The following is a 13,061-nucleotide window of genomic DNA, read 5'->3' as shown; positions in this document are numbered from 1 at the left end:
TAGGTCACTGCCAGGTTTTTTATTTACTAAATACATTTCTTTAGTGTATTTAGTAAATAAAAGAATTTTTTGGCGATAATAATGCAATAGTACCACCTGATCCCATGCCGAACTCAGAAGTGAAATATTGTAATGCCGATGGTAGTGTGGGGATTCCCCATGTGAGAGTAGGTCATCGCCAATTATCTATTTACGGAGCGGTAGTTCAGCTGGTTAGAATACCTGCCTGTCACGCAGGGGGTCGCGGGTTCGAGTCCCGTCCGTTCCGCCACTTTTTCTATCAATAGGGGCGTAGTTCAATTGGTAGAGCACCGGTCTCCAAAACCGGGTGTTGGGAGTTCGAGCCTCTCCGCCCCTGCCATCTATAATTTTTCCATTTTTTGTTTAGTATTTTTTCCTTATTGATCCTTATTGAATAGATATCAATCCTTACTGATATCGATTTATTTAATCCTTTTGTTTCTTGATTTAATTTAAACTATAAGTGTTTTTATGCATCATTTAGTATTTTAAATGATGAAGGGTTTTTTAAGTAAAGCGATTACTAGCTTGATATTTAAAATGTGAAAAAAGAAAAGCGTTAAATTTATAGGAATCTAATGATAATTTAAAGGGCTAAGCCGTTGTAATATACGGCTTAGCCCCTTTCTTTAGTATTTAATTAATTAAGCTTTTTGCTTTTTCTGATAATCATAAGCAGCTTTAATAAATCCACTGAATAAAGGATGCCCATCGCGTGGCGTTGATGTAAATTCAGGATGGAATTGGCAAGCAACAAACCAAGGATGATTAGGCACTTCAATAATTTCAACCAATTTATTATCTGCTGACCAACCGGTTACTTTTAACCCAGCTTTTTCAATTTGAGGTAATAGTTTGTTGTTAACTTCATAACGATGGCGATGACGTTCTTCGATAGTTTCTTCACCATATAATTTGCGAGCTAAGCTGCCTTCAACTAGATGGCATTTTTGTGCGCCAAGTCTCATAGTGCCACCCAAGTCAGATTTATCGCTACGAACTTCCACGTTACCATCCGCATCTTGCCATTCTGTAATTAATCCAATAACGGGTTGAGGACAATTTTTATCAAATTCCGAAGAACTCGCATCTTTCATTCCTGCAACGTGACGTGCATATTCAATCAGAGCAATTTGCATTCCTAGACAAATCCCTAAGTAAGGAATATTATTTTCACGAGCATATTGTGCAGTTAAAATCTTTCCTTCAATTCCTCGATAACCAAACCCGCCTGGCACTAATATTGCATCTAAACCTTTTAATAAATCAGTGCCTTTAGATTCAACATCTTGTGAGTCAATATATTTGATATTGACGGTTAAACGATTTTTCAATCCACCGTGTTTTAATGCTTCATTGACTGATTTATAGGCATCAGGCAATTCGGTATATTTCCCAACCATTCCTATAGTGACTTCACCGATTGGATTAGCTTCTTGATAAAGCACATTTTCCCATTCAGATAGATCTGCTTCCGGACAATCAAGGTGGAAGCGTTGACAGATAAATTCATCCAATCCTTGTGATTTTAGTAATGCAGGAATTTGATAAATGGAATTAACATCTTTTAATGAAATAACCGCTTTTTCCGGCACGTTGCAGAACAGTGCAATTTTTGCACGTTCATTCGGTGGGATAATGCGATCGGAACGACAAATCAACACATCTGGTTGAATACCGATAGATAATAATTCTTTTACTGAATGTTGTGTTGGCTTAGTTTTCACTTCTCCAGCAGTTGCAATATAAGGCACTAAAGTGAGATGCATAAATAGAGTTCTTTCACGGCCTACCTGCACTGCAAGTTGGCGTAATGCTTCCAAAAATGGAAGTGATTCGATATCTCCCACCGTTCCACCGACTTCAACAATAACAACATCGTGACCAGCAGCACCTTCAATAACTTTCGCTTTAATTTCATTAGTAATATGTGGAATAACCTGAATTGTTGCACCAAGGTAATCACCACGACGTTCTTTACGCAATACTTCAGAATAGATCTTTCCGGTAGTGAAGTTATTACGTTTGGTCATTTTAGTGCGGATAAAACGCTCATAATGTCCGAGATCGAGATCTGTTTCTGCACCGTCTTGAGTAACAAAGACTTCACCGTGTTGAGTTGGACTCATTGTACCCGGATCAACGTTAATGTAAGGATCTAATTTCATCATTGTAACGTTCAAGCCACGAGCTTCTAGAATCGCTGCAAGAGATGCCGCTGCAATGCCTTTCCCTAAAGAAGAAACAACACCGCCTGTGACAAAAATATAATTTGTTGCCATTGTTTTATGCCTATTAATTTAAATGTGGATGGAATATAAAGAGATACCTGAGTATCAAGACGGGATGATAGTTTACAGGATTTAGCTAACTAACTCAATCTAAGATTGAGATCGCCATTGGGCGATCTCACGTTAAATTACAATGTTATTTGCTGATCTTTGTTATAAAGAGAGCGATAACCGAAATAAAGAGAACCAAAAACGGATAAACAAACAGCGGTACAAATCGCAATCATAATAGCAATTTGGTACAAAATAGCGGTATTAGGTAGTGTCCCGGAAAGAATTTGACCAGTCATCAAACCAGGTAAAGCGACAATACCCATTCCAACCATAGAGTTTAGTGTTGGTAATAATGCACTTTCCAGAGCTTGATTGACAAAAGGTGTCAATATTTTTTGTGGTGTTACCCCAAAATTGAGTAACGCTTCAATTCGTGAACGTTCGCTTTGTAAACTTTCACGAAATGTTTTGACACCAAGATTTACCCCAGTCATTGCATTTCCCATAATCATTCCGCTTAAAGGAATAACATATTGAGGATGAAAGAAATCTTCTTTCACGACAACAAGAATAAAAAACGCTAATATGGCAAGACCGGAAAATGAAATAGAGCCGATAATAGCTAATTTAAAGCGTTGATTTAAATTAGGATTTTTTGAAAGGACTTGGTGTACAGCAAAGATGATCATTGCCAATAAATAAAGTGCTGTAAAAATAGGATGTGGATTTTTAAAAATATAGGTCAGTACAAAACCGGCAATAATGAGTTGTAACGTCATTCTAATGCTGGCAATAAACAAGAGTTTAGACTGATTGATTTCGCACTTTTTCATAATAAAAAGTACTATTAATAATAGGAGATAAACTAGACAAAAATTAAAAATCTGGATTTCGGCAATATTGTTCATAATCAATTCCTAATGAAAATAAATAATTTGATCAGCGTACTTTTGGGTTAAATTCTGATCGTGACTGATCATAATTAATGTCATTTTGGGTAAACAAAATGATTTAAAGTTATCCATAATTTGTGAGGCAACTTGTGCATCTAGTGCGGATGTTGGTTCATCCAACATCAAAATATTAGGTGAAAAACTAAGTGCAATCGCAATAAATACTCGCTGTTTTTCACCTCCGGAGAGCTGATTGACTGAGTGTTCTAAGCGGAACGGAACGCAACAAAGATCCAAATAGGATTGCAATTGTTGTTTATCCGGTAAGGTATGTTCTCTATAGCGATGATATTGTTGGAAATTTTCCAGAATAGTGCCATCAAACAGATATAATTGCTGGGAAGCGAGTAAAATTTCGTGGCGTAGTTTGATTTTATCAAATTGTTGTATCTCTTTGTTTTGATATAAAATTTTCCCTTGTGTAACTGGTAATGTGGCATTAAAAAGGTGAAGTAGAGTGCTTTTACCACATCCACTCGGCCCTTGAAAAAATGTTGCTTTACCTTGCTCAATATAGATATTGGGGTAATGAATCCTGTTTTGAAAAACAACGTTTTCAGCGGATAAAATAATTGACATAACATTTCCTTTTTTAAAACTTATTATGAGGAGCAATATTTATGAATTTTCAACAGATTTTGCAAACTTTGCCATCTATCGAAGGTATTCAACAAATTGATATTATAAATTCTCAAACAGAAATTGTGCATACTATTCCTGCAATCATCGGAAAGTTAGGATCTTTACGGGTATATCACGCATTAGCACAAAAATACAATGGTGAATTAGATAAAAATAGCGCACAACAAGGATTAGAGTGGTTTGCGGAACATTATCAGGATGCACTCGAAAACCCGGGAAAACATCCTAATATTGATTTGTTATTATCAGTAATTGCCAACGATAAACATTGGAAAATTAAGGTTTTGAAATAATTATTTTCTTAATTTAATGGTGTTAATGGCGTGATCTTCTCCTTTTATTAAAATTAGACTTGCTCGTTCACGGGTCGGAAGAATATTTTCGTGCAGATTAACGCCATTGATACTTTCCCAAATAGTTGAGGCGATTTTTATCGCTTCAGATTCAGAAAGTTTAGCGTAATTATGGAAATATGAATTCGGGTTAGCAAAAGCACCTTTACGAAATTTAAGAAAACGCTTGATATACCAGTGTTTCAACAAAGTTTCTTCTGCATCAACGAAGATAGAAAAATCAACAAAATCGGATACAAATAAATTATGCGATTTATGGCTTCGTTGTAATACATTTAAACCTTCAATAATTAAAATATCTGGTTGATTAATTTCAGTATATTGATCGGGAATAATGTCATAAGTCAGATGGGAATAAACGGGTGCTTTTACGCTTTCTTTGCCTGATTTAATGTCTGAAACAAACTGAATTAAAGCTTGAGTATCGTAAGAAACAGGGAATCCTTTTTTGCTTAATAAATTTAACTGCTTAAGTTTTTTCAGTGAGTATAAAAAACCATCTGTAGTAATTAAATCAACTTTTCTTTCTGGCTGAGTTAAAAGTGTCTGTAAAATACGAGCCGTTGTGCTTTTACCAACAGCAACACTACCGGCAATACTGATAATATAAGGTACTTTTGGCTTTTTTATACCAAGAAACCGTTCTATAACAGCGTGGCGTTGTAAATTTTCATCAATATAGTAATTTAATAAACGAACTAAGGGTAAATAGATAGAACGAACCTCATTTAAAGAAAGTTCATCATTAAAGCTAAGTAGCGGTTTTAGATCCTGTTCCGTTAAAGATAAAGGGAAAGAATTTCTTAGTGCAGCCCATTGTTCCCGTTCAAATACTAAAAACGGTGAAAAATCATTAGTATTGTGCTTATTCACAATATCCTTCTTATTTGATGAAAATAATAAAAAACAGTGAAATCTATGTTATAGAAAGTGAACAAAAAAGGCAAAATGAATGTTTGTAATAAGACAAAACGACATTAAAAAGGATTAAAACGATATAAGATCGATTTAATCCTTTATTTGCTAATGGCTTATTTTATCAAAGCAGATTTAAAGCCAGAAAACATAGGCAAAAGTAGCGATAAGGAATACGCAGAAAATATTGAGGATAATTCCTGCTTTGACCATCTCTTGTTGTTTAATTTGACCCGAACCGAATACAATTGCATTTGGTGGAGTTGCCACTGGAAGCATAAACGCACAAGATGCACCTAATCCGATAATTAAGGCAAGACCGATTGCTGGTACACCTAAAGCTTCTGCAATAGAGATGAAAATAGGCACCAATAATGCAGCACTCGCAGTATTGGAAGTGAATTCAGTTAAGAAAATAATGAAAGCAGCAACAACCAAACCAATAATGTAGAAATGTCCGCCTTGAATTAAAAAGACAATACCATCAGCCATCACTTTGCTTGCACCGGAATCTTTCAACACAGCACTTAGTGTTAAACCGCCACCAAAAAGCATTAACACACCCCATTCTGTGTTGTCTTGGATCTGTTTCCAATTCGCCACGCCGGTGATGCAGATTAAGACTGCCGCCAACAATGCGATAAAGCTGTCAAAGCTAGCAATTTTTCCGGATAATCCCAATAATGATGCTAACATCGGATTAACGGAGCTACTGAAAATCCAACATAGTGCAATAAAAACGAAAATAGCTAAGGTAATGAGACGTTGACGATCAATCTCAATCTGTTCAAATTCAAATTTAAATGATTTTTCAAATTTTGGACGAAAAACAAGATATAACGCAGCAATCATTACCGGCATTAATAAAATCATTATTGGCAGGCCGTATCCCAACCATTGAGAGAAATTGAGGTGTAATTGAGAGGCAACAATCGCATTCGGTGGGCTACCAACTAATGTTCCCATTCCGCCTATACTAGCACTATAAGCAATCCCTAATAAAACGAACACATAAGTATTGTGTTGTTTCTGTTGATCGAGATTAGACAAAATCCCCATTGCCAATGGTAACATCATTGCAGCAGTGGCAGTGTTGCTCATCCACATTGATAAAAAAGCAGTGACTACAAACAGATAAATGACTGCTATCAATAAATTTCCTCTGGCAAGAGACATAATTTTATTAGCAATAAATCGATCTAATTTTTGAATATGTAATGCAGTTGCCAACGCAAAGCCACCAAAGAAAAGAAAAATTGTTGGATCAGCAAATGCAACGAGAGCTTTTTTAGTATCAGTTAGCCCCATAGCAACGGCTAAAATCGGAATTAATAGTGCTGTTACAGTCACGTTTAACGCTTCCGTCAACCATAGGATCCCAACGAAAACCAATAAAGTTAAACCTTTATTGACTTGAGGTTCAAATGGCAGACTAAATAGTAAAATTAATGAAATCAGAATATCTATGCCTAAGATTAAACTTGATCTGCTCCAAACTGTTGGAGACTTGTTGTTTGTCATAATGTATCCTCCTTTACTTTACGAGCATTATTTAATTTTCAATATACCAAATAGCAATGCTTTCGTCAGAAAGTAAATCCAGAATTGTGAGCTAGTGAACAACTTTTCTGTCGCTTAAATTTTTTCTGCCTATTTTTGTATCAAAAAACAACAAAAATTTGTTCATTTTTTATTTTTATATAGTTTTGATCACATAAATAAATTCATTTTTCTAAAAATAGTCATTAAAAATGTGATCTCGCTTACAAATTTGTTCTTTTTCAATCAAATTGTGATTTTTTATTTTCTTTTTGAGTTAAAATAAAGCTAAATTTTCGTATTGGAATAATTTATTGTGTGTTGGGGGCTTCAAAAATGACAAATCAGCAAGTAAATACGACCTCTCCGCAATGGGAAACCGATGTCATCATCATTGGAGGTGGGGCAACCGGCGCAGGCATTGCGCGTGATTGTTCGTTACGGGGACTTCGCAGTATTTTATTGGAACGTCGTGATATTGCGACCGGTGCTACCGGACGTAATCACGGTTTATTACATAGTGGTGCGAGATATGCGGTTAATGATCACGAATCTGCAGAAGAGTGTATTAAAGAAAATATGATCTTGAAACAGATTGCGCGCCATTGTGTGGAAGATACCAAAGGGCTATTTATTACTCTACCGGAAGATGATCTCAATTATCAAAAAACATTTATTGAGAGTTGTCAAAAAGCAGGCATTGACGCAGTTCAAATTGAGCCGGATTTGGCAAAACGTTTAGAACCGTCAGTTAATCCAGCTCTGATTGGTGCAGTGGTTGTGCCGGACGGTACTGTCGATCCATTCCGTTTGACCGCTGCAAATATGTTAGATGCCAAAGAGAATGGAGCAACTATTTTAACTTATCACGAAGTAACTAGATTAATTCGTGAAGGAGATAGCATTATTGGCGTAGAAGCATTTGACCATAAACGAAAAATGAATATAAAAGTTTATGCCAAGATTGTGGTTAATGCTGGCGGTATTTGGGGACAAGGGATTGCTGAATATGCTGATTTAAAAATCAAAATGTTTCCGGCAAAAGGTTCATTATTGATTATGGGACACCGTATTAATAATTTGGTGATTAATCGTTGTCGTAAACCGGCGAATGCTGATATTTTAGTGCCAGGGGATACCATTTGCGTTATCGGTACAACTTCCGACCGTATTCCATATGATCAAATTGATAATATGATTGTCACACCACAAGAAGTGGATGTTCTGTTTACCGAAGGTGAAAAATTGGCACCGTCATTACGTCATACTCGTGTATTGCGTGCTTATGCCGGAGTGCGTCCATTGGTTGCGAGTGATGATGACCCGTCAGGGCGTAATGTTAGTCGTGGTATTGTGTTGTTGGATCACGAAACACGGGACGGATTAAAAGGATTTATTACCATTACCGGTGGTAAATTGATGACTTACCGTTTAATGGCAGAGTGGGCAACTGATTTAATTTGCAAGAAATTAAATCATCAAGCTGAGTGTAAAACTGCGAAACAGCCATTGCCGGGATCACAAGAAACTGCTACTGAAACTCACCAACGTATTATTTCTATTCCAAATCCAATTCGTATTTCTGCTATCTACCGCCACGGCGCTAGAGCGGATCGTCTATTGGCTGAACAACGTTTGGATCGTAGTTTGGTTTGTGAGTGTGAGATGGTGACTGCTGGTGAAGTGCGTTATGCTTTAGAAGAGTTAGATGTAAATAATTTGGTTGATTTACGCCGCCGTACTCGAGTCGGTATGGGAACTTGTCAGGGAGAACTTTGTGCCTGCCGAGCAGCAGGTTTAATGAGTCGTTTTAATATCATTTCTGCACAGCGTTCTACTACTCAACTTTCTGCTTTCTTAGAAGAGCGTTGGCGTGGAATTGAGCCAATTGCGTGGGGCGATGCAATTCGTGAGGCTGAGTTCAGTAGTTGGATTTATTATAGTTTGCTCGGACTAAAACAAGTGAATACGCAATCAACAGACGAGGGGACAGACACAAATGAATTTTGATACTCTTATTATTGGCGGTGGTTTGGCTGGATTACTTTGTGGTATCAAATTACAACAACAAGGACAGCATTGTGCCATCGTAACAACCGGACAAAGTGCTATTGATTTTTCTTCTGGTTCTTTAGATTTATTAAGTTTTTGTGATGAAAAAGCCGTTAACGTTTTGGCTACTGGAGTAACTGCACTAACCCAATCTGCACCACAACATCCTTATAGTTTAATCGGTGCGGAAAAAGTGTTACGTTATGCAAGAGATTTCCAGCTGTTGGCAGAACAATTACAACTCAATTTACAAGGTGAGCAAACAAAAAATCATTATCGTGTTACTCCGTTGGGATCATTGCATCCGGCGTGGCTATCACCGAATAGCGTACCAACTCTAGCAATGGAAGATCAGTCATTTTCTTATCGTTCATTAATGATTCTTGGTATTGAAGGTTATCACGATTTCCAACCACATTTACTAGCGGCAAATTTAAAGACACTGCCTCAATTTGCTGATTGTGAAATTTGCCACAGTTTTTTACATATACCGGAATTGGATCATTTACGTACCAATGCACGTGAATTTCGTAGTGTCAATATTTCACAGGTGTTGGAACATAAATTAAATTTCCAACAGTTAGTACAGGAAATTAAAAATGCTGCCGGTAGTGCAGAAGCAGTTTTTTTACCAGCTTGTTTTGGTATTGATGACGACAGCTTGTTTGAACAACTCAGACAGGCGACTGGTTTGCCACTATTTGAATTACCAACCTTACCACCTTCATTATTAGGCTTGCGTCAACACTATAAATTACGCCGTGAATTCCAACGTTTAGGTGGCGTATTAATGAATGGTGACACTGCATTGAGAGGTGAATTTGAAAATGGTCGTGTCAGTAAAATTTATACCGCATTAAATGAAGAAATTGCACTTAGTGCCAAAAATTATATTTTAGCGAGTGGAAGTTTCTTCAGTAATGGTTTAGTAGCTCATTTTGAAAAAATTATCGAACCAGTGTTTGACTTAGATTTAATCGCCGATAGTGATCGTTTACGTTGGACTGCACACCGCTTCTCTGATCCACAACCATATCAATATTATGGCGTAAAAATTAATGCACATTGCCAAGTGGAAAAAGAAGGACAAGTTGTGCCTAACTTATTTGCAGTAGGTGCAGTTATAGGTGGTTTCAGTGGCTTAAATGATGGTTGCGGTTCGGGCGTTTCTATCGTTACTGCCTTTAATGTTACTGATTATATTTTGGCGGGAGGTCAACAATGAATTTACAACAATTAATTGCTCAAGCTGAACAAACTCAACAACAACCTTATCAAGATTCTAGTTTTGAAAGTTGTATTAAATGTACTGCTTGTACCGCCGTTTGTCCGGTTTCACGCAATAATCCTTTTTACCCCGGTCCTAAACAAGCGGGACCAGATGGTGAACGTTTACGTTTAAAAAATCCTCTTCTTTATGATGAAGCATTAAAATATTGTTCAAACTGTAAACGTTGTGAAATTGCTTGCCCATCAGGTGTGAAAATCGGCGATATTATAGTGCGTGCGCGTGATCATTATGGTAAAGGAAAAGGCAAATCAAAAATTCAAAAATTAAGAGATGCTATTTTAAGTAATACTGATTTAATGGGAACATTGAATACGCCATTTGCACCGGTGGTTAATACTATTACTGGTTTGAAAGCAACACGTTTCTTATTAGATAAGACCTTAAAAGTGGATCATCGTCGTAGTTTACCAAAATACTCTTTTGGTAGTTTCCGTAATTGGTACAAAAAAAATGCGGCACAACGACAATCTTTATATAAAGATAAAGTAGCGTATTATCACGGTTGCTATGTTAATTACAATAATCCGGAATTAGGTAAAGAGTTGATTAAAGTCTTTAATGCAATGGATGTTGGTGTTGTGTTATTAGAAAAAGAAAAATGTTGTGGTTTGCCATTAATGGTGAATGGCTTTCCAAAACAAGCAACTCGTCAAGCGGATTTCAATATTCAACAACTTGAAAAAGTGATTGAAGAGAAGAAATTAGATGTAGTTGGTACTTCATCAAGTTGTACATTAACTTTGAAAGATGAATATGAACATATTCTTGGTCGAGATAATAGCAAAATAAAAGATCATATTAATTTGGTTACTCGTTATATTTATAAATTATTGGAAAGTGGTGAAAAAACCTTGCCACTAAAACCATTACCGTTACGAGTTGCATATCATACCGCCTGTCATATGGAAAAAGCGGGTTGGGTGCCTTACACTGTTGAATTAATAAGAAAAATTCCGGGATTGGAATTGGTGATGCTTAATTCTCAATGTTGTGGTATTGCTGGAACTTATGGCTTTAAATCTGAGAATTATGAAACTTCACAAGCAATAGGTAATTCTCTATTTTCCCAAATTGAGGATGGTAACTTTGACTATATTATTTCCGATTGTGAAACCTGTAAATGGCAAATTGATATGTCAACCAGCCGAACCTGCTTACATCCAATAACATTATTGGCGATGGCATTGGCATAAGTGTAAAAAACAGCGAACAAGGATGTTTGCTGTTTAGCGTTTGGGAAATTTTAGTTTATCCTTTTGTAATTTCCATTGTTATCCCTTTTTAAGTAAGATAGATCTATAAGTGTTCGTCTTAATGTTGCAAAATCTCTATCAAACATAGAACAGAAAGAAGAAATTTCTTGTTCACTATATATTTCATTAAAATTAAGATTACTTATAATTTTGTCTAATATATCTTTATGGTATATATTTATTTTATTTTTTTGACTATTTGATGGTAATTTTTCCCAGATGATATCATTCAATTTAAATATTTTGTTTTCATTATATATTAAACCATAAGAAGTTAATGATTTTAATGATTTTTCAATAGTTTTTATATCTAAAAAAGTTATCTGCTTTATTTTTTCTATAGAGTTAAATTCTAGTTGGATTGCAGAATAAATAATTCTATTAGCTTTATTTTTTAGAATGGAGATAGGGTGATAATTCTTTTTGGTTATATCTCCAAAGTCAGGTAAAATAGGAGCCTGATTTATAATTAACATTTCCTCTTGAAAAGATTCTTTTCTATAAATGAGTTCATATTTCGTTTTTTTTCTAATTAATCCTAGCCCAGATTGTCTATATTTATGATTTTCTGTTAAAGAGATAATTTCGTATTGATCTGATAAGTGTTTAGAGATTTCTTCCCATAAAGGTGTTCTTATACTTCTTAATAGTTTGTTACCATTATTATTTATAATTGATGTAAAAAATGGTTCATGTAATGCTATAATACCTCCTTCAGATAATTGAGGAGTTAATCTATTTAAAAAGAAAGCGTCATCAACTAATGTTCCTGCGTCTAACCAAATAAGATCTATTTTTCCCCATTGTTGAATGTCTTTCATATTAATGTGATAAAAATTTTTTTTAATTATTTCAGAATGCATTTTATATGCAGGATTATTTTCTATAATTTCCCAAACCTTATTTGCTGAACTACCTTCACCCATTCCATCGTCAATAGATATTAATTTAGGAATAGGAATATTTTCTAATTTATTAGGAGGAAGTATAATTGATAATCTTTCGCTCCAATTTTCATTATTGCTAAGATTAATATCATTTTTTAATTCATTAAAGTATTCTATAATTGAATTTAGCATTACGATAGTAGAGTATCCTGCACCAATTTCAATTATTTTTAATGGTCTTAGCATCTTTATAAGAGAAGCTAAGACTTTACTTGAATTTTCTGTCCCCATACCTATACTAATCATATTTTTCTCCTATTTCGTTAATAAAACCTTTTGAATATAATTTTTCAATAATTTTTTGATCAGAATTTATCATAGAAAATGTTTTTTTAGATAAAATATTGAATAATTTTTTAGAGATAACGAATTTTACACCATTAATAGGGTTAATTATATATAATATATCTTTAATGTTATAGAATTTAATAAAAGGAGATAAATTATAGAGCTTTTTGGAGTAAAAATTGGTTACTGGATCTATATTAATGATTTTATGTCTATATAGAGGAATGATAGTCTTATATATCTCTATATTTCTTCCAAATAGATTTATTTTTTTTTGAAAAATCTCCTGATAATAGAATGTTAAGATCCTCTTCTATAATCTGTATATAACTTTCAGAGATTGGATTAATGATACTAATACAAAGTGTATTATCCATAATATTTATTGTGTCTTTAAATAAAGTACACTCTTTATTTATATTAATTTTAACACCTCTTTTTACAATAATGTTACTATCTCTGATTAGACCTCTATTTGAATTTTCTATAAGAGAGTATCTGCTACAAATTTCATTTCTTTTT

General features: G+C 34.8%; 11 protein-coding genes, 2 tRNA genes and 1 rRNA gene. 7 read left to right on the top strand and 7 right to left on the bottom strand.

The annotated features are described in order from the left end of the window. Positions 1–68: 68 nt before the first annotated feature. The 3 genes from rrf to QV04_RS06420 all read left to right on the top strand — a co-directional run bounded on the left by rrf (position 69) and on the right by QV04_RS06420 (position 361). Positions 69–184, top strand: a 5S ribosomal RNA gene (gene rrf, locus QV04_RS06430). 10 nt (positions 185–194) lie between these two features. After that, a tRNA-Asp gene (locus tag QV04_RS06425) sits at positions 195–271 on the top strand. Between the two features lie 14 nt (positions 272–285). Beyond that, positions 286–361 (top strand) — tRNA-Trp (locus tag QV04_RS06420). Positions 362–665: 304 nt separating this feature from the next. Here the strand turns inward: QV04_RS06420 and pyrG are convergent. From pyrG to QV04_RS06405, 3 genes are all read right to left on the bottom strand, one after another. Continuing rightward, the gene (gene pyrG / locus QV04_RS06415; protein WP_065231713.1) at positions 666–2,303 is read right to left on the bottom strand and encodes a glutamine hydrolyzing CTP synthase; all 1,638 of its coding nucleotides are present in this window, start codon (positions 2,301–2,303) and stop codon (positions 666–668) included. 137 nt (positions 2,304–2,440) lie between these two features. Further along, positions 2,441–3,214 (bottom strand): ABC transporter permease, encoded by a 774-nt coding sequence (locus tag QV04_RS06410; RefSeq protein WP_065231714.1) that lies wholly within the window; start codon positions 3,212–3,214, stop codon positions 2,441–2,443. Positions 3,215–3,223: 9 nt separating this feature from the next. Further along, positions 3,224–3,838 carry an ABC transporter ATP-binding protein gene (locus tag QV04_RS06405; protein ID WP_065231715.1) on the bottom strand — a complete coding sequence of 205 codons (615 nt, stop codon included), beginning with the start codon at positions 3,836–3,838 and terminating at the stop codon, positions 3,224–3,226. A 41-nt stretch (positions 3,839–3,879) separates the two neighbouring features. Between QV04_RS06405 and QV04_RS06400 the strand changes: the two genes are divergently transcribed. Then, positions 3,880–4,194, top strand: a complete 315-nt coding sequence (locus QV04_RS06400; RefSeq protein WP_065231716.1) for a DUF2322 family protein — start codon at positions 3,880–3,882, stop codon at positions 4,192–4,194. Here the strand turns inward: QV04_RS06400 and coaA are convergent, their stop codons facing one another. Continuing rightward, on the bottom strand, positions 4,195–5,127 hold the full coding sequence (gene coaA, locus QV04_RS06395) for a type I pantothenate kinase (RefSeq protein ID WP_065231717.1): 933 nt from the start codon (positions 5,125–5,127) through the stop codon (positions 4,195–4,197). A 177-nt stretch (positions 5,128–5,304) separates the two neighbouring features. After that, entirely contained in the window at positions 5,305–6,690 is a 1,386-nt protein-coding gene (locus tag QV04_RS06390; RefSeq protein WP_065233330.1) for a DASS family sodium-coupled anion symporter, read from the bottom strand. Between the two features lie 354 nt (positions 6,691–7,044). On the opposite strand from QV04_RS06390, the gene glpA reads away from it, so the two are divergent. Genes glpA through glpC form a run of 3 tightly spaced genes read left to right on the top strand, consistent with a single transcriptional unit; the run spans position 7,045 to position 11,244 of the window. Beyond that, a complete protein-coding gene (glpA, locus tag QV04_RS06385) occupies positions 7,045–8,718 on the top strand; it encodes an anaerobic glycerol-3-phosphate dehydrogenase subunit A (RefSeq protein WP_039174652.1) in 1,674 nt (557 codons plus the stop codon). After that, positions 8,708–9,985, top strand: coding sequence for a glycerol-3-phosphate dehydrogenase subunit GlpB (gene glpB / locus QV04_RS06380; protein ID WP_065233329.1), 1,278 nt, complete (start codon positions 8,708–8,710; stop codon positions 9,983–9,985). The genes glpA and glpB overlap by 11 nt, the downstream gene beginning before the upstream one ends. After that, positions 9,982–11,244, top strand: coding sequence for an anaerobic glycerol-3-phosphate dehydrogenase subunit GlpC (gene glpC, locus QV04_RS06375; RefSeq protein ID WP_065233328.1), 1,263 nt, complete (start codon positions 9,982–9,984; stop codon positions 11,242–11,244). Before glpB ends, glpC begins: the two co-directional genes overlap by 4 nt. Positions 11,245–11,294: 50 nt before the next feature. Here glpC and QV04_RS06370 read toward each other — a convergent pair whose 3' ends face one another. Both QV04_RS06370 and QV04_RS11790 read right to left on the bottom strand, forming a co-directional pair. Continuing rightward, on the bottom strand, positions 11,295–12,497 hold the full coding sequence (locus QV04_RS06370) for a DUF2087 domain-containing protein (protein WP_013746183.1): 1,203 nt from the start codon (positions 12,495–12,497) through the stop codon (positions 11,295–11,297). A gap of 275 nt (positions 12,498–12,772) precedes the next feature. Further along, a partial coding sequence (locus tag QV04_RS11790) for a hypothetical protein (RefSeq protein ID WP_231924862.1) occupies positions 12,773–13,061 on the bottom strand: 289 nt, incomplete at its 5' end.

Origin of the sequence: Gallibacterium genomosp. 1, assembly GCF_001678575.1 — a bacterium.
Lineage (GTDB): Bacteria > Pseudomonadota > Gammaproteobacteria > Enterobacterales > Pasteurellaceae > Gallibacterium.
The sequence above is the reverse complement of the archived record's forward strand: the minus strand, read 5'-3'. Positions and strand labels throughout refer to the sequence as shown.

Bases quoted from the DNA above. Each gene is read 5' to 3' on its own strand.
- pyrG (WP_065231713.1), bottom strand. From the start codon at position 2,303: ATGGCAACAAATTATATTTTTGTCACAGGCGGTGTTGTTTCTTCTTTA.
- QV04_RS06410 (WP_065231714.1), bottom strand. From the start codon at position 3,214: ATGAACAATATTGCCGAAATCCAGATTTTTAATTTTTGTCTAGTTTAT.
- QV04_RS06405 (WP_065231715.1), bottom strand. From the start codon at position 3,838: ATGTCAATTATTTTATCCGCTGAAAACGTTGTTTTTCAAAACAGGATT.
- QV04_RS06400 (WP_065231716.1), top strand. From the start codon at position 3,880: ATGAATTTTCAACAGATTTTGCAAACTTTGCCATCTATCGAAGGTATT.
- QV04_RS06390 (WP_065233330.1), bottom strand. From the start codon at position 6,690: ATGACAAACAACAAGTCTCCAACAGTTTGGAGCAGATCAAGTTTAATC.
- glpA (WP_039174652.1), top strand. From the start codon at position 7,045: ATGACAAATCAGCAAGTAAATACGACCTCTCCGCAATGGGAAACCGAT.
- glpB (WP_065233329.1), top strand. From the start codon at position 8,708: ATGAATTTTGATACTCTTATTATTGGCGGTGGTTTGGCTGGATTACTT.
- glpC (WP_065233328.1), top strand. From the start codon at position 9,982: ATGAATTTACAACAATTAATTGCTCAAGCTGAACAAACTCAACAACAA.
- QV04_RS06370 (WP_013746183.1), bottom strand. From the start codon at position 12,497: ATGATTAGTATAGGTATGGGGACAGAAAATTCAAGTAAAGTCTTAGCT.